The sequence below is a fragment of the Neobacillus sp. NPDC058068 genome (assembly GCF_042885335.1).
In the GTDB taxonomy this organism is placed as follows: domain Bacteria; phylum Bacillota; class Bacilli; order Bacillales; family Cytobacillaceae; genus Neobacillus.
The window spans coordinates 1-16888 of the sequence record NZ_JBHVSI010000042.1 but is presented as its reverse complement, the minus strand read 5'-3'; the positions used below and the strand labels follow the sequence as shown (position 1 = coordinate 16888).

Here is a 16888-nt window from a genome sequence, read left to right as displayed (position 1 = left end):
TCTCACCTGTCCCGCTGCTCCCGCAGGAGTCTCGCGCCTTCCACTCCAATCAACATTGTGCTCAAAATCAACAATGTGCTTTAACACAGCCTTTTCTAAAAATATTTATCCGCAAAAAATTACGCCGAAATAGGATAATATGTTTTAATAGCTATAAGAAAAAATTTTTTTCGGGGCGCTATTAGCTCAGAAATGGTGGTTTTCGATATTTTTTTATTGAAAGGAATACGATTGTGTTAAGAACGATTGCGGTCAAAAAAAATAATGAACTAATTAAAGATTTGGAAATAACTGAGTTGGTGTCAGGGGATTTTAAATGGTACTGGATTGATTTTCAGCAGCCTGATAAAGAAGAAATTGAATTTTTACGGAATCCACTCTCCTTCCATCCTTTGGCGATTGAAGATTGTATTCACCATCTCCAAAGACCAAAGCTTGATTATTATGATGACTATGACTTTTTTGTGGCCCAGGCATTGAACCAAAAAACGATGAAGAGAGAAGAGGTTAACCTCTTTCTCAGCCGAAACTATATCGTCACCTTTCATCATGAACCCTCTGTAGAAATTGACGATGTTTGGAATCGTTTTAGTCAATCGCCAAACATAGAGCAATGGGACCCCTCCCATGTTCTCTATCATATTTTTGATACTATGGTCGACAATTATTTTCCGTTAGTTAATCAAATTGATGATACGTTAAATGAAATTGATGAGAATTCAAAAGGAAGATCGATGGAGGCATTGCTCAAGGATTTATTTGATACAAGACATGATCTTCTCTCGTTAAGACATACTATTTCACCAATGAGAGATCTTTTGTACCGGATTCTTAATTCGCAGCGTCTAGGTAGTATTCTGGAAAAAAAGGCCTATTTCTCTGATATTTATGATCATTTGCTAAAGTTAACGGAAATGATTGAAGCCAGCCGGGAACTTACCACCGACATACGCGACAGCTATATTTCGATTAATTCGAATGAAACAAACCATGTCATGAAGGTCTTGACGGTCATCACGACCATCTTCATGCCGCTCACCTTTATCGTCGGTGTTTATGGAATGAACTTTACAAACATGCCTGAAATAAATTGGAAGTATGGCTATTTCGGCGCGCTTGGCCTAATGATTTTAATTGCAGCCGGGATGACACTATGGTTTATAAAAAAAGGATGGTTTAAATAACGAAAAGTGTATAATAGGAAAGTATGAAAATTCAGAAAGGGGAATACGAAATGGCTAGTATTAATACAGAAGAAACAATAAAATTACTGACAGATCTAGTGTCAATTCCAAGCCCATCCGGCAACACAAATGAGGTCATTACTTTTGTTGAAAAGTTCTTTGCCGAACAAGCTATTGAAACGAAAAGGAATCGAAAAGGCGGTTTAATTGCCACCATTGAAGGAAAAGATTCAAGCAGACACCGGATGCTGACTGCACATGTAGATACACTGGGGGCCATGGTGAAGGAAATTAAACCAAGCGGCAGATTAAAAATCGATTTGATTGGCGGATTTAAATACAATTCCATCGAAGGCGAATACTGTCAGATTGAAACAAGCAGCGGAAAAATTTATACAGGCACAATCCTCATGCACCAAACGTCCGTCCATGTATATAAGGATGCTGGCAAAGCAGAACGCAATCAGGAAAATATCGAAATTCGAATCGATGAAAAAGTACATACTGCTGAAGAAGTTCGCGCACTGGGAATTGAAGTTGGCGATTTTGTTTCGTTCGACCCGCGGGTTGAAGTGACTCCTAGCGGCTACGTTAAATCTCGTCATTTAGATGATAAAGCAAGTGTGGCCATACTTCTGCAACTAATCAAACAGCTTAAAACGGAAAAAATTACATTGCCATACACGACACACATTTTAATTTCGAACAATGAAGAAATTGGCTATGGCGGAAACTCGAATATTAGCCCGGAAACGGTGGAATATTTAGCCGTCGATATGGGGGCCATGGGTGACGGACAGTCAACAGATGAATACACGGTTTCCATTTGTGCAAAGGATGCAAGCGGACCATACCACTATGAATTGCGTAAACATTTAGTTAACCTTGCCGAAGAAAATAAGATTGAATATAAACTGGATCTTTACCCATTCTACGGTTCTGATGCGTCAGCCGCTATTCGTTCTGGCCACGACATTGTCCACGGTTTAATTGGCCCGGGGATTGATTCATCCCACGCCTTTGAACGGACACATAAATTATCGCTTGAAAATACAGCAAAGCTCTTATATCATTATGTACAATCCAATTTAGTTGCTAATAATTAGTGGTTCAAATCCCTCTTTTTCCATAAAATATTTAAAACGAAAAGACCGGAAATGATAAATCCGGTCTTTTATTGTTCAAGCATTGAAATAAAAATGTAACAATAATGTAATTTTAATTAATTTCTAATCAAATTTTTATTGCATCTAACAATAAAGCACATTATGATAAGAAAGTCAGTTATTAGGAAAAGAAATGGGAAAAGACATCCATTCTTCCGAACTACTACTTTGACATTTCACAAATAAAGCAAATTTTCCTATTAACAATATTTACATTTGGGGGCTAATCCGCCATGTTTGATAGATTTAAAGACTTTATGACAAACCAAAAGCTAAAGTGGCTTAGCCGGTTTGTTTACTATTTATTGATCCTGCTTTTATTATTCTTTATGTACGGATTTAATGATGCAAGTGCAGGTTCCTATATTTACAACGATTTTTAAGGAGGGGCAGTCAACTATGAATATGTTAAACACGATTAGAGATTATGCACATACACAACCAGATACAATTGCCTATATTTCTCCAGAATCGGAAATCACCTATAGCGAACTTTGGCGGCAATCTGAACAAGTGGCAGCATTTTTGTTACATCAAAAGATTAAAAAACATACACCTATTTTAGTTTACGGTCATATGGAAGCAGCAATGATCTCAACCTTCCTAGGCTGTGTAAAAGCAGGAAATCCATATATACCTGTTGACACTTCGATTCCAATGGAACGGGTTATTCATATCATTAATAGCGCCCAAACAGAATTGGTCATCAATGTTTCAGGGCAATTGATGGAGCTTGATGCTTTTCCGAACTCTATTGTCGATTACGACAAAATCATCTCAGAAGATGCTTCTTTAGTGCCAATTGACCCCAAAGACTGGGTCACGGGCGAAGAAAATTTCTATATTATTTATACATCTGGAAGTACGGGTAACCCTAAGGGAGTGCAAATTTCCGCTAATAATTTGCAAAGCTTTGTCGATTGGATGGTTGAAGACTTTCCAATCAATGGCCAGCTTCGCTTTTTAAATCAAGCACCCTATTCTTTTGATTTATCCGTGATGGATATTTATCCGGCGCTTGCCAGCGGGGGAACTATTTTTGCGATTACAAAAGAAATGATTGCAAGACCAAAACTGTTATTTCAAGCATTGGAAACATCAGAAACACAGGTCTGGACTTCAACGCCTTCTTTCGTTCAGATGTGTTTAATGGATCCATCATTTACACAAGAACTGCTGCCTGAACTCAGAGTATTTTTATTTTGCGGGGAAATTCTCCCTGTTGAGATTTGCCGGCAGCTATTAGAACGATTCCCTAACGCAAAAATATTTAACACCTATGGTCCGACCGAAGCGACAGTCGCCGTCACGTCGATTGAGGTTACCGCTGAGATGCTGGTCCGATATCAGAATCTCCCGATCGGTAAGCCAAAAGCAGATACACGGATAGTATTTCTTGACGAGAATGGCTCTCAAGTCCAGCAGGGAGAAAAAGGCGAAATGATCATTGTCGGTCCTGGTGTAAGCAAAGGCTATTTAGGTGAGCAGGGGTTGACCGAAAAGTCCTTTTTCAAATATGAAGGGGAACAGGCCTATCGAACAGGCGATGCAGCCTATGAAAATCAGGAAGGGCTCATTATGTATAAAGGCCGGATCGATTTTCAAATTAAACTTCACGGCTACCGAATGGAATTAGAGGAGATTGAATATCATATTGCCAATTCAAAATATGTGAAATCAGCAGCGGTGGTTCCAATCTATCAAAATGATAAAATCGAGTATTTATTGGCAGCGATTATCCCCGCCAGTCATGATTTCGAAAAAGACTATCAATTAACGAGTGCCATTAAAAAAGAACTTGCTGAGGTAATCCCTGCTTATATGATTCCAAGAAAGTTCTCTTACTATGAAGATCTTCCGATGACACCTAACGGAAAGATGGACCGAAAAAAATTTAGGGAAATGGTATTAAAATGACACCATATGGTTCTTTTACATTCTTTTTCATCCTTGCTGTTCTATTAGCACCAACCGTTATACTTGGTTTACAGGGAAAAAGATTTCATAGCTATAATATGTTTGTGACGGTTATCGCCTTAGCGTTAATATTCTCATCGTCACTTAATCAAGCAATCGCCTTATGCTTATTTACAATTTGGCAAGTAGTATTAATTAAGTCCTATCTCGCCTATCGAAAAAAAGCCAATCGTGATTCCGTTTTTTACTTAGCAGTCATTCTCTCAATCCTGCCTTTGATTCTATCAAAGGTAATTCCTTATTTTTCCACGTTGAACTTGATTAGTTTTCTTGGAATATCTTATTTAACCTTTAAGGGAACACAATTAATAATGGAGACACGGGATGGCCTGATAAAATCTAATCTGCCGTTGACCAGCCTCCTCTATTTTATTTTGTTCTTCCCGACCATTTCATCTGGTCCAATTGATCGCTACCGTCGCTTCGAGAAAGAATTAAAACTCGACGTTACAGCAGAACAATATAAACTTTTACTCTATGAAGGGCTCAATAAAATCTTTCTTGGCTTTTTATATAAATATATTATCGGCTATTCGATCAACCACTTTTTTATCAGCCAATTAAGGTTTATCGCCCATAGCGAATTTCAGAATCACCTTTACTATATGTATTCATATAGCTTATATCTCTTTTTTGATTTTGCTGGATATAGTGCATTTGCAATTGGTGTTAGTTATATTATGGGGGTTAAATCCCCGGAAAACTTTAATAAGCCCTTCCTTAGCCGCAATATTAAAGACTTCTGGAATCGCTGGCACATGAGTCTTTCCTTTTGGTTCAGAGACTATGTTTATATGCGGTTTATCTTTTGGATGACGAAGAAGAAATGGATTAAAAATCGTAACCTTCTTTCCAATCTCGGCTATATTTTATTGTTTTTATTAATGGGAGTATGGCATGGATTGGCACTGCAATATATCATTTATGGAGCATACCATGCCTTATTAATGATTGCTTACAATTCGTTCGAACGGTTTAATAAGAAGCACAAATGGTGGCCGCAAAACAAAGTCACCCATATTGTGGCGATTATTATTACCTTCCATGTTATTTGCTTTGGTTTTTATATTTTCTCAGGACAATTATTTCATAAAGGAGCTTGATCACTATGGATTTCAAAAATGAGGTTATTTCATTATTAGCGGAAATTTGTCAAGACGATGTTGTAAAGGAAAATCCAGATATCGATTTATTTGATGCTGGTTTATTAGATTCTTTTGGAACAGTTGAATTGCTTGTACAGGTCGAAGAACGCTTTGGCATTCTCGTTCCAATTACCGAGTTCGATCGTGATGTTTGGAATACACCAAACAACATCGCCATTCAGCTGGCTGATATGAAATGAAAAAAGCTTTATTCACACCCATGATCCTGGCATTTCTTGTGCTGGTAATCTTGGTTTTGTTACCGAATAAATGGATTGAAGGCATGATTCCGGAAAATAGAATTGATCAAGCGGCAACAGAATTAAATCCATTTATGTTTCAAGGAAAGTATGTCCAGCAAAAAATGCTCGAGGATAAACATTTCTTGCCAATCTATGGTTCCTCTGAGCTTGCACGGCTTGACCGTTTCCATCCGGCCAATTATTTCAAAGAAACAGGAGCAGATTTTACACCATTTCTCGTTGGCCGCGGCGGGACTGAATCATTAATTCATTTTTTAAATTTTTCGGAGCATACCGATCAGCTTAAGGGAAAGAAAATCGTGTTCGTCTTGTCACCGCAGTGGTTTCAGCCAAATGGGACAGACGAATCACACTTTGCTCCCAATTATTCTTCCCTTCAAGGATACGATCTTGCTTTTAATAATAAAATCAATCCAACTGTGAAGAAAATGGCGATTAAACGTCTATTAACTTTTTCACCAATCAAAAGCGATCCGATGTTATCCATTATATACAAAGCAGAGATAACGAATGATCCTTGGACCAAAAGAGAGGCTGCTATCGTTCGTCCCTTCGCTAGTGCCTACCGTGATTTAATGGTGAAAAAGGATCTCTATTACACCTTGGCAGGCGGAACTTCCCGGAATCGTGAAATAAACCCCAAAGTCAATAATATGTCATGGGAACAATTAGCGGTTCAGGCGGAACAGGTTGGGAAAAGAAAATCAACAAACAACCCATTCTATGTAAGTGATTACCAGTATAACAAAATAAAAAAAATGGTCCCTTCTTTAAAAGATAAGAAAGGTAAGGCTTCCTATGGGAAGTCCCCTGAATATGATGACTTTCAACTTGTACTCGATCTTCTAAAGGAATCTGGGGCACACCCTTTATTTATTTCTGTTCCGGTAAACGGAAAGTGGTACGACTATACTGGTTTTCCAAAGGAAGGCCGCACCTCGTATTACAAACGGATTAAGAAACAAATTGAGTCAGAAGGCTTTCAAATTGCCGATTTCTCCGACCATGAATATGATCCTTATTTCATGAAGGATACGATTCATATTGGCTGGAAAGGCTGGGTCTATACAGATAAAGCAATAAAAGAATTTTACGAAGGTAAGGAAATATCGACAATTCTGTATCAATAGATGGGAAATTACTAGAATAACGTTCTATTTAGAGGTATAATGTTCTTGATCAAATTACCCAGCGCTGGGAGATGAGGAAATGTTTTCAAATATTGGTGTTCCAGGATTAATATTAATTCTAACTGTTGCTTTAGTGATCTTTGGACCGAATAAATTACCTGAGATTGGACGTGCCTTTGGCAAATCAATCCGTGAATTTAAAAAAGCAACCGATGGGATTACGGAAGATATTAAGGAAGAATTAAAAGCAGATATCAAAGAAGCGAAACAAGAAGAAATCAACTTAAAAAAATAACATTTCAATAAAAATCCTCTGATTTAGTATCAGAGGATTTTTTTTAGATATGTTTATTCCTTTTTCAGCATTTCCTTTATCCTTAGGTTATGCTGTTTTGCTTGATCAAGTAGTTGATTGAGAAGGACTGCCGCTTTCTTATCATCCTTTTTCTCTACGGCAAGTCTTAATTCATGGAACATTTTCCAATGTCCCAAATGTTTTTCTCCATGTGCCTTTTTGATAAATTCCTCTTTCGTTATCTTGCCTTCATCGAATTGCTTTTTTAGCTCTTCCATTTTGGCCATCTTCTCTTTTTTCCACCGTTCCCGTTTTTCGGCATTTTCAGGGCTCATCCATTCGTTGCGGAGAGTCTTCTTTTCCGCAAGAACTTTTGTCCATTCACCCTTCTTATCCGGTGTATATTGGTCCACCCATTTAAGCAGCATCTGCTCTTTTTCCGCCATATGGGCATGCCAATCCCGGTGCATCATATGGTGGTGATGTTCCTTCCCTTCTTGGCAATCACAAGGTGCATCTTCCCGTTGTTCCCCCTTGGTATCAGGCACCTTACCATTTGCCGCAGCGAAATTCGGAATAGTTAATACTAACCCTAAGGCCAAACATAACATTTTTAGTTTCATCATTTTCTCCTTTCATGCTTCCTTATTTGAAAAATAAACCAGTTTTTCCGGCACGGATTTAGCATTCCCAGTTTGTTAAAAAAAATTTACCAATTTGACAAAAATTTAGTGATATTTCACTTGAGAAATTATGAAAAATGGCGTATTCTAATATTATAAAAGGTATGTGAAATATTTCACAATACATAGTAGGACATTTGCTTATTTTTTTAAAATGGATTGTGAAATATTTCACAATAAAAAGAGAAAAAATCTATTAATGGGTGTAAGGAGTGGAGAATGATGACAAGACCAAAGATCGTAATCCTAGGAGCAGGATATGGCGGACTCATCACAAGTAAAAGCCTAGAAAAATTATTAAAATCAGGCGAAGCAGATGTTACCTTAATTAATAAACATGATTATCATTACCTGACAACACAGCTTATTAAAACAGGAGCAGGAACAGCAGCAGACCGGCAAATTGCGCTCTCAATTCCCGAACTAATCAATTCTGGCAAAACCCATTTTCTTAAAGCAGCTGTGTCTTCAGTTGATATTGAGAAACAGGAGGTCCATCTTGAAGGCGGGAATACAGTTCCATATGATTATTTATTAATTGCACTAGGATTTGAAGTGGATACATTTGGTGTTCCTGGAGTGAAAGAAAATGCCTTTGAAATTCGCAGTTTTAGAAGTTCAAAAGCGATTTACCATCATATCATTAAACAATTTAACCTTTATAAAGAAGATCACGACCCTTCTCGATTAACCTTTGTTGTCGCTGGCGGCGGTTTTACCGGAATTGAGATGCTTGGGGAATTAGCGGACGGTCTCCCTAAACTGTGTAAGCAGCATGATATTCCTTTTGAAAAGATCCGGATTGTCGCTGTCGAGGCTTCACCATCTGTTATACCGTTTTTCCCTAAGCAATCTATCCTATATACAACAATGGTGTTAGAAAAACGCAATATTGAGTTAATAACAGGACGGAAAATGCTGGAATGCACGCCTGAAAAAATCCGTCTTGAAAATAACATCGATATCCCAACCCGGACGTTAATTTGGTCTTGCGGTGTAAAAGGAAACACCATCGTTCAAAAATGGGGTCTGCCGATTGAAAAAGGGAAAATCCCAATAGACGCTTGCCTTCGCGTAAAAAACATGAAAAACGTCTTTAGTATCGGTGACTGCGCCTTATTCATGAAGGATGAGAAAAACGCATTACCGCCAACCGCACAAGTAGCATTGCAACAAGCACCTGTATGTGCGAAAAACATTGTCGCTTCATTACGGGGAGAAACGTTAAAACCGTTTGAATATCACCATAAAGGCTCTGTCGCTTCGATTGGACTCATGGCTGCCGTTGGTAAAGTAGGGAACTTCCGCTTATCCGGTTTATTTGGGGCCTTTATGAAACAAGTGATTGAGGCCCGCTATTTATTCAACCTTGGCGGCCCGTCCCTGATTGTTAAGCAGCACTTTGGCGTCAGCCGTGAACCTGTAAAGGTAACGGCGAAACAGTAATCAACTAATGAACATGCTTATTTTCCCTGGCGGCAGGGTACCCCTCCCCTGCTTTCCAATTGATTAGATTAATACATCTGCCTTGAATCCCCCAATTTAAGGCTGACAGCCCCATTTCAATTATCTGGAATGGGGCTGAACTATTAAATCCACTCTAAAAATTCAAGCCGATTTCCAAATGGGTCATGAACATGAATTCGGTTCGCTCCCGGGAGATTGTCGTCGGAAGTAAAATCAACAGCCTTCTCCTGAAGGCGCTTTTTTAACTCTTCGATGTTTTCAACGACAAATGCTGGGTGAGCTTTCTTAGCTGGTGAAAATGGTTCTTCCACTCCAATATGGATTTGAAATGCCCCAAATTCAAACCAAACCCCGCCGCGTTTCTTTAATTCCTCTGGCTTTTCAACCTCAGTTAAACCGAGGATTTCTACAAAAAATTCTCTCGCCGCCGCTTCACACCCCTTCGGCGCAGCAAGCTGAACATGTTCGATTTTTTTAATCACAAACGACATAATGATTCCCCCCATTTTTCCGTTCTTATCTTTCCTTTATTATTTTATAAAATATTTAATTTTCCATCAAATCTGACCAATTAAGAAAGCTATTCCCGACTAAACGGAAATAGCTTTTTATTAATAAACATCTTTTTTAGTAAAGACAAAAAATGAAACAAATAATGCGGCAGCCCACCAAACGAATAGGACCATAATAGAGAAGGAAAGATTCATTCCTTCAATCGGCGGCGCCGTTCCTTTCATATAGTCAGTTAACCGCAGATTGACCATAAAAAGGTATTTTGCCGTTTCCCATGAAGATACCATATTCGTTAAAATGGCTCCAGAGATTAAGGCAGCGAGCATCACACCCATTCCGGCCGCAGTACTGCGAATCAAAACAGACAGCATAAATGATAATGTCCCCACTACAATCGAGACAAACCAAACAAGGCCGAAATCCATTAATAAAAACTTCCACAGGCTTAGTAGTTTCACTTCAGAGGTATTTAACCCCGTTTCCGTCACATTAAACCCGGTTAAGATTGGTGCCCCCCAGCCCTTATAGCCAAACACCACCCCGGATATTAAATAAGAAAGGATTCCAGCCATCGCAATGATCAGTGAAATCGCTAAACATAGGGTAATATATTTACTCAATAGCACCTTCCACCTCTTGACCGGCCTCGTCAGCAATAGCTTTATTGAACCTAAACTGTGCTCCGAGGATACCAAGTCGCTGGCAATGACCATGACCATTAATGGAAGAAATAGATCGATTGAGTTTTCCAAAAAGATTCTCATGAACGTTGGGGCACCGGGCTCTGCCGGATTGATATCATGGTCTAGATAATATTGCTGCTGCTTCAGGGATATTTGCAGCTGCTTCTTCCATTCGTCCTGCATTCGACTGCTGCTCAAGCGGTTCGTCGTATCGATAATCTGCTGTTGTAAAATGGTGCGCCAATCACTTGTGCCTAATTTTTCACGCTGTGTTTGAACTTGCTTATATTGGGCATATGTAAATAACATAACGAGCACGCCGATAATAATCGCAATCACTATAAGTCGCTTCTTGGCAATAAGCTTCATCATTTCATTTTGAATCAGTTTATTCAATCGTGTCACCCCCCGTTAGTTCGAGGAACAACTCTTCAAGCACCGGCATCTTTCGATTGATTTCAGTAACAGAAACACCTGCTTCAACCAGCTGTCTATTCCATTCTGGTGTCTTTTGTTCATTAAATTCGGTTAAGATCGTACCGTCTTCCTTAACTTCAATCGGAGTTAACGAACTTAAGAGCTGTTTTCCCTTTTCAAGGGGAGAAATGCGCCAAACCACTCGTTCCCGATTCGCAAGCAGGTGCTGGACGGTATCGACCCGAATAATCGACCCTTTTGAAATAATTGCTACCCGGTCACAAAGTAATTGGATTTCACTCAATAAATGACTTGAAACAAGGACACTTAGACCTTCTTTTTCTGCCAGATAGCGAATAAATTGCCTCATTTCACGGATTCCGGCAGGATCCAGCCCATTCGTCGGTTCATCGAGAATCAATACTTTTGGCTCTCCTAGGAGTGCTTGGGCAATTCCGAGACGCTGCCTCATACCAAGAGAATAGGTCTTCACCTTATCATGGATTCTTTCCGTTAATCCAACAAGCTCCGTTACTTCTTTTATCCGCTTTTCCCCAATTCCCTCAAGCATCCGTGCAAAATGAAGCAGATTATTATAACCAGATAGATACGGATAAAGTTCAGGATTTTCGACGATGCAGCCCAGATTATTCATCGCTTCCTGAAAATGGTCTTCAATATTGTATCCGCAAATCCGGACACTTCCTGATGTCGGTTTAATCAGACCGACAAGCATGCGGATAGTCGTTGTTTTTCCGGCACCATTTGGTCCAAGGAACCCAAATACTTCTCCTTCCCGCAAATCGAAGGTCAATCCTTTGATAATTTCTCTTTTTCCGATTTCTTTTTTTAAGTCCTTAACGGACAAAGTGATATTTTTCTCCATGACCAAACTCTCCTTACCATGTGAGCAGTGAGGCTACACGTTCAGCAATCAAACGGTACCCTTTTGTATTTGGATGAAACTTGTCGGAATACAGATAATCGTTCACCTTTAACTCAAACAGGTCGAAGGTTGGGACAAAGACAATTTTCGGAAATGCAGCGCTTACTTCTGCACTGTCATAATTCCAGTGACGCACTATTTTTGACATCTCTTTCCCTTGGTCTAAATCAATAAACGGATTATACAGCCCTATGAAAAATACATTTGCATTGGGATTGTTCTTGCGAATTTCTTCAAGAATAAACTTTAGATTTTCCAGGTATTTCTTTTCGATTGCGGCAATATCACCTGTATCAAAGTCTGCTAATCCTTGCCCGCCCCTAAACAAATCGTTGCCGCCAATCGTTACCAATACCATGTCTGCTTTTTCTATTTGCCTGCCGATTTCGGTTTGCTGCACCTGCTTCCTTAGCTGAGTGGAAGTTTGCCCATTGATGCCAAGATTGGTGAGCTGGACCGGACGCTTTGTTTTTTCCTTGATTTCATCGATTAAAACGCCTACGTAGCCTTTTCCTGTCTCATCACCCGTTCCTCTAGTTAATGAATCACCCAAGGCAACAATGGTCAACCCTTTTTTATTTTCGGCTTTCTTGGAAACAGAATTTACTTCCGGAACCTTTTCCGGTTTGCCGGCATAGTATTCCCCTACTGCCCAGCCAAGCCCAATTAGCCAGACGAGGCAAAAGAATACCGCTATGACAGTAATCGAGCGTATAACATTCTTATTCATATCTACCATCCTTTCTGGCCTTTTCTTTCATTTAATCACAGTTGCGAAGTGAATCAAACTTTCAACGCTTACAAATTGCCTCAACTTCAGAAAGGTTCGATATTTCTTAACATTTTTCCAAAAAAATAAAGGAACCCGAAGCTGGATTCCGTTTTAAAGATGTTATATTCGCACCGAGAGCTCTTTTTCGGGGCATCAATGGTGGAAAACATTCGGATCCAGCAGGTGAAAAATGCTATGCTGCAGTTCTTCATACCATTAATAGAATAAAACTAATCATACCAATCGAAATGATTGTAAGAAATAGTTCAGCTTTTCCTCGTGACCGAAAAAAAGCAGCTAAAACGATTTTTCCAAACTTTATCGATGCTCGAAGAATTCCAACTCGATATTTTTTCAGCAAATAAAAAAGAATGATAACGAAAGCCAAAATCATGCCCGCGGCAATCAAATAATTCTTAATAATCTCGTGAAAAGTTTCCCATCTTGGGCCAAGCATTTTACCTAATAGAATAAAGGTAGCGACCCAAATCATCGAACCAAGTAAAGAGTATATAGAAAAAATCCTGAAATTGAGGCGGGTAATTCCAGCAAAATAGCCGGTAAGGTGCCTGACACCAGGGATAAATAATGAGGCGATTAGCAGTTTGTTTCCGTATTTTTTAAACCAGGCTGATGTTGAATCAAGGCGATCAGGTCCTAAGTGGATCCGCCTGCCATATTTTTCAAAAAAGGGCATGCCTAGTTTTTGACCAATCCAATAGGATAGAAATATCCCCAATATACAACCTGCTCCAGCAGAAAACACGCATCCGATCCAGTTAAGCTGTCCCTGAAAAGATAGGAAACCTGCATAACACATCATCGTTTCAATTGGCAGTGGAAGCGCCATAATCCCCAGAGTTAAGGAGAGAAACAGGACAAGGTAGCCATACTCATTCATAAATGTTGTTAAAAATTGCAAGGATGCTTTCCCCCTCTTCCAAACATGGACATTTTTTACTTTGTCGTCCTATTGGTATTTTATCCATACTTCACTAATATAGTAAATGGTTTGAATAAATTTATTGGGCAAAAACGAAGCCGACTTCCTATTCAGAAATCGGCTTCGTTCTAATTATTCTTCTAAATTTCCCTTTGGTCCAAAGAATTCAAAGTGAATTCTCTCTTCCTTAACTCCTAAATCTTTTAATGAACGATTAATTGCTTTCATAAAAGGAACGGGTCCACAGAAGTAAAAATCTGCTTCCTCGATAGCGATTTTATCTTTCAACCAATCACGTGTCACATAGCCTTCAACATCAAAGCGATTGTTTCTACGGTCCTCTTCAGTCGGTGAATCATAGAAGACATAGGAGGTTACATGTTCAAGCTTCGACAATTCCTCTACTTCTTCCCTAAGAGCATGGACCTTTCCATTAGCAGCCGCATGAATGAATGTCACCTTCCGTTCAGGCTGCATTTCCACAACCGTCTTTAACATGCTCATCATTGGTGTTAGACCAACACCGCCGCTAAGTAACACAACAGGTGTATTTTTTTCAGTCTCAAGAACAAAATCACCCGCTGGTGCACTTACATTGAGGATATCTCCTTCGTTTACACCGGAATGCAGGTAATTAGATACCATACCATCTGGATTACCGGTTCCTGCTTCGCGTTTTACACTAATTCGGTAATAGTCTTTACCCGGAGCATCCGAAAGGCTGTATTGACGAATATGCGTATATTCCTCGCCGTCTATTTCTAATTTAATACTAATATATTGTCCTGGAAGAAAGCCTGCAATCCCGCTGTTATCTTCCGGTTTTAAATAGAAAGAAGTAATGACATCACTTTCAACCACTTTGCGGGCAACAATGAAGTTACGGAAGCCATCCCAGCCGCCTTGTTGACGGGCTGCTTCATCGTACATTTCTGCTTCGACACTGATAAAGGCATCGGCAATTACATTGTAAGCTTCAGCCCAGGCATTGATAATTTCATCCGTTGCTGCTTCCCCTAACACATCCTTAATCGCTAATAACAGATGTTTTCCGACAATTGGATAGTGCTCCGGTTTGATTCCAAGGCTTCGATGTTTATGAGCAATTTGCTTCACTACCGGCAGAATCGCTTCAAGATTATCAATATACATGGCAGCGGCATATACCGTTCCAGCAAGTGCTTTTTGCTGTCTCCCTTGCTTTTGGTTGGCATGATTAAAGATATTTAATAATTCAGGATGGTTCCCAAACATCAATTGGTAAAATCGAGTAGTAATCGTTTCTCCGTGTTGTTCTAATACTGGTACCGTTGATTTGATGATATCAATTGTTTTTTGATTTAACACAACTAACACTCCTTAATTGTTTTTCCTATATCCATAGTGATTATATGAATAAATTCACATCGACTAAGTGATTTATATCACACTTCGTTTATTGTTGAATAACTTTTTCATAAAAACTTCACAAAGTGTTCACTATTTACCATGACAAATATAACTAGTTGGATAGTATTCATTCTTGTATCGTTTACCCTAGTTATGAAATAACTTGCCCCCATTCATTGAATTAACAATCAAGGGCATTTTTGGGAGAATTTTACTAAAGGAAGAGGATTATGATGAAACAAGCAAAAATTGCATGGATTACTGACACGACAGCATCTCTTAGTAAAGAGTTTATTGAGCAGCACCATATACATGTTATTCCCCTGCACGTTGTCATTAATGATCAATTCTACAAAGAAACGATTGATATTTCTGAACAGGAATTTTATGACCGAATGAAAACGGAAGAAGGGAAATTTCAAACCTCGCAAACAGCGATCTCTGACTTTGTGGACCTTTACAAGGAGTTAAAGGAAAACTATGATTTTGGGATTGCCATTCATGCTTCGAGTCTATTAACCGGAACTTACCAAGCATCGGTGATGGCAGCGGAAATGGAAGACTTTAAATTGTTTGCGATTGATTCGCAGACGGGTTCCTATCCGCTCTCTTATTTAATAAAAAAAGGCATAGAACTAACAGAACAAGGCATTGATCCCAGTGAAGTGGTTCGACAATTAAATGCCTTACGCGACCACACTCGTTTGTATTTAGTCCCGTCCAATCTCGATCAGCTCCACAAAAGCGGCAGGGTTTCCGGCAGCCAAAAATTAATCGCATCACTGTTTAATATCAAGCCGATTTTATCGATTGAAGATGGTGCCGCAAAAATAAAAGATAAGGTTCGCACTGAAAAAAAAGCGCTTGCTTGGCTGGTGAATAAACTAAAGGAAGACCTTGAAACAAAATCAGTCCGGAAAGTGGCTATTGTCCATGCTAATGATTTGAACAGGGCAACCGAACTCGAAATCTATCTAAACGATACATTTCCAACAATCGAAACAGAAAAATTAATGCTGATAACGGTTGCAGGTGTTCATACTGGAGTCGGGACAATTGGGCTTTCTTGGGTTTGTGAATGAATGACTGATTAGAGAAAGGCGCATGAAATTTATTTCATGCGTCTTTTTTGTAATATAAAATATCAAAAAATGTTATTTTATGGTACTATCAAACTATTGATATACCATAAACATGTAGAAATGGATTGAAAAAAATGAAGAAAAAGCGAAAAATATTATCAATACTTGGGGTTCTTGTGGCTTTAGGACTGATTTATATCGGTCTGCTGCAGTTTAAAATAAGTCAGTATAGCGATGTGGAGGCACCTAAAAACGCAGATTATTTAATCGTTCTCGGGGCAAGTGTTAGAGGCACGGTCCCTTCATTGGCCTTTGCGAGTCGAATTAATGCTGCAACGAAATATTTAAAGGAAAACAAGGATACAGTCGTGATTGCCTCAGGTGGAAAGGGTCCAGGAGAAGACATTTCCGAAGCAGAATCTATCAAAATAGAGCTAGTTAAGCAAGGCATTAGTGAATCTCGAATCATCTTAGAAGATCGTTCCACTGATACATATGAAAATATTGATTATTCGAAAAAGCTTATTCCCGAAGATGCAAAGCTTGGACTTGTGGTGACGAATACCTTTCATCTATACCGAGCAATTTCAATTGCCCGTGACCAAGGCTTAGATGTGCAAGGACTCCCGGCAAAGACCCCATTGAAGGCATTAGTCAAATCTTATACCCGCGAATATTTAGCGATTACCAAGTTCTATTTAAAAAGATATATTCTTGATTGAAAAAACTCGACTTTGCTGAAGTGACCCCGAAAAGTTAGACAGATTATTTAATTAAGCAGCTATTAGGGTTTGAGTTCGGTATTGCACTGGACTCAAACCTTTTAATTTTGT

At 39.1% G+C, this 16888-nt stretch carries 19 protein-coding genes; 12 read left to right on the top strand and 7 right to left on the bottom strand.

Features of this window, described 5'->3' with window-relative positions; genetic code table 11:
• The 9 genes from ACFVSW_RS27555 to ACFVSW_RS27515 all read left to right on the top strand — a co-directional run.
• A partial coding sequence (locus ACFVSW_RS27555; RefSeq protein ID WP_387319824.1) for a hypothetical protein occupies positions 1 to 185 on the top strand: 185 nt, incomplete at its 5' end.
• Positions 186 to 233: 48 nt separating this feature from the next.
• Complete coding sequence (gene corA / locus ACFVSW_RS27550; RefSeq protein ID WP_387319823.1) at positions 234 to 1184, top strand: magnesium/cobalt transporter CorA; 951 nt, start codon at positions 234 to 236, stop codon at positions 1182 to 1184.
• A 50-nt stretch (positions 1185 to 1234) separates the two neighbouring features.
• The gene (locus tag ACFVSW_RS27545) at positions 1235 to 2290 is read left to right on the top strand and encodes a M42 family metallopeptidase (protein ID WP_387319822.1); all 1056 of its coding nucleotides are present in this window, start codon (positions 1235 to 1237) and stop codon (positions 2288 to 2290) included.
• A 293-nt stretch (positions 2291 to 2583) separates the two neighbouring features.
• Positions 2584 to 2733: a teichoic acid D-Ala incorporation-associated protein DltX gene (dltX, locus tag ACFVSW_RS27540; RefSeq protein WP_387319821.1), complete on the top strand. Its 150-nt coding sequence runs from the start codon at positions 2584 to 2586 to the stop codon at positions 2731 to 2733.
• A 16-nt stretch (positions 2734 to 2749) separates the two neighbouring features.
• Positions 2750 to 4267 carry a D-alanine--poly(phosphoribitol) ligase subunit DltA gene (dltA, locus tag ACFVSW_RS27535; RefSeq protein WP_387319820.1) on the top strand — a complete coding sequence of 506 codons (1518 nt, stop codon included), beginning with the start codon at positions 2750 to 2752 and terminating at the stop codon, positions 4265 to 4267.
• A complete protein-coding gene (dltB, locus tag ACFVSW_RS27530; protein ID WP_387319819.1) occupies positions 4264 to 5430 on the top strand; it encodes a D-alanyl-lipoteichoic acid biosynthesis protein DltB in 1167 nt (388 codons plus the stop codon). The genes dltA and dltB overlap by 4 nt, the downstream gene beginning before the upstream one ends.
• Before the next feature lie 5 nt (positions 5431 to 5435).
• Positions 5436 to 5672: a D-alanine--poly(phosphoribitol) ligase subunit 2 gene (gene dltC, locus ACFVSW_RS27525; protein ID WP_024026904.1), complete on the top strand. Its 237-nt coding sequence runs from the start codon at positions 5436 to 5438 to the stop codon at positions 5670 to 5672.
• Positions 5669 to 6865 (top strand): D-alanyl-lipoteichoic acid biosynthesis protein DltD, encoded by a 1197-nt coding sequence (gene dltD, locus ACFVSW_RS27520; RefSeq protein ID WP_387319818.1) that lies wholly within the window; start codon positions 5669 to 5671, stop codon positions 6863 to 6865. Before dltC ends, dltD begins: the two co-directional genes overlap by 4 nt.
• 79 nt (positions 6866 to 6944) lie before the next feature.
• Positions 6945 to 7160, top strand: a complete 216-nt coding sequence (locus ACFVSW_RS27515; RefSeq protein ID WP_387319817.1) for a twin-arginine translocase TatA/TatE family subunit — start codon at positions 6945 to 6947, stop codon at positions 7158 to 7160.
• Positions 7161 to 7213: 53 nt separating this feature from the next.
• Here ACFVSW_RS27515 and ACFVSW_RS27510 read toward each other — a convergent pair whose 3' ends face one another.
• Entirely contained in the window at positions 7214 to 7783 is a 570-nt protein-coding gene (locus ACFVSW_RS27510; protein ID WP_387319816.1) for a hypothetical protein, read from the bottom strand.
• A gap of 282 nt (positions 7784 to 8065) precedes the next feature.
• On the opposite strand from ACFVSW_RS27510, the gene ACFVSW_RS27505 reads away from it, so the two are divergent.
• A complete protein-coding gene (locus ACFVSW_RS27505; RefSeq protein WP_387319815.1) occupies positions 8066 to 9289 on the top strand; it encodes an NAD(P)/FAD-dependent oxidoreductase in 1224 nt (407 codons plus the stop codon).
• A gap of 143 nt (positions 9290 to 9432) precedes the next feature.
• Here ACFVSW_RS27505 and ACFVSW_RS27500 read toward each other — a convergent pair whose 3' ends face one another.
• The 6 genes from ACFVSW_RS27500 to hmpA form a co-directional block, all read right to left on the bottom strand.
• On the bottom strand, positions 9433 to 9801 hold the full coding sequence (locus tag ACFVSW_RS27500; protein WP_387319814.1) for a VOC family protein: 369 nt from the start codon (positions 9799 to 9801) through the stop codon (positions 9433 to 9435).
• A gap of 120 nt (positions 9802 to 9921) precedes the next feature.
• Positions 9922 to 10902 (bottom strand): ABC transporter permease subunit, encoded by a 981-nt coding sequence (locus ACFVSW_RS27495; RefSeq protein ID WP_387319813.1) that lies wholly within the window; start codon positions 10900 to 10902, stop codon positions 9922 to 9924.
• Positions 10895 to 11809, bottom strand: coding sequence for an ABC transporter ATP-binding protein (locus ACFVSW_RS27490; protein WP_387319812.1), 915 nt, complete (start codon positions 11807 to 11809; stop codon positions 10895 to 10897). The genes ACFVSW_RS27495 and ACFVSW_RS27490 overlap by 8 nt, the downstream gene beginning before the upstream one ends.
• A 13-nt stretch (positions 11810 to 11822) precedes the next feature.
• Positions 11823 to 12599 (bottom strand): SGNH/GDSL hydrolase family protein, encoded by a 777-nt coding sequence (locus tag ACFVSW_RS27485; protein ID WP_387319811.1) that lies wholly within the window; start codon positions 12597 to 12599, stop codon positions 11823 to 11825.
• A gap of 250 nt (positions 12600 to 12849) precedes the next feature.
• Positions 12850 to 13563, bottom strand: a complete 714-nt coding sequence (locus ACFVSW_RS27480) for a DedA family protein (protein ID WP_387319810.1) — start codon at positions 13561 to 13563, stop codon at positions 12850 to 12852.
• A gap of 153 nt (positions 13564 to 13716) precedes the next feature.
• A complete protein-coding gene (gene hmpA / locus ACFVSW_RS27475) occupies positions 13717 to 14931 on the bottom strand; it encodes an NO-inducible flavohemoprotein (protein WP_387319809.1) in 1215 nt (404 codons plus the stop codon).
• A gap of 272 nt (positions 14932 to 15203) precedes the next feature.
• Here hmpA and ACFVSW_RS27470 point away from each other — a divergent pair, with 272 nt between their 5' ends.
• Positions 15204 to 16055, top strand: coding sequence for a DegV family protein (locus tag ACFVSW_RS27470; RefSeq protein WP_387319808.1), 852 nt, complete (start codon positions 15204 to 15206; stop codon positions 16053 to 16055).
• Positions 16056 to 16189: 134 nt separating this feature from the next.
• Positions 16190 to 16777 carry a YdcF family protein gene (locus ACFVSW_RS27465; RefSeq protein ID WP_387319807.1) on the top strand — a complete coding sequence of 196 codons (588 nt, stop codon included), beginning with the start codon at positions 16190 to 16192 and terminating at the stop codon, positions 16775 to 16777.
• Positions 16778 to 16888: the final 111 nt, after the last annotated feature.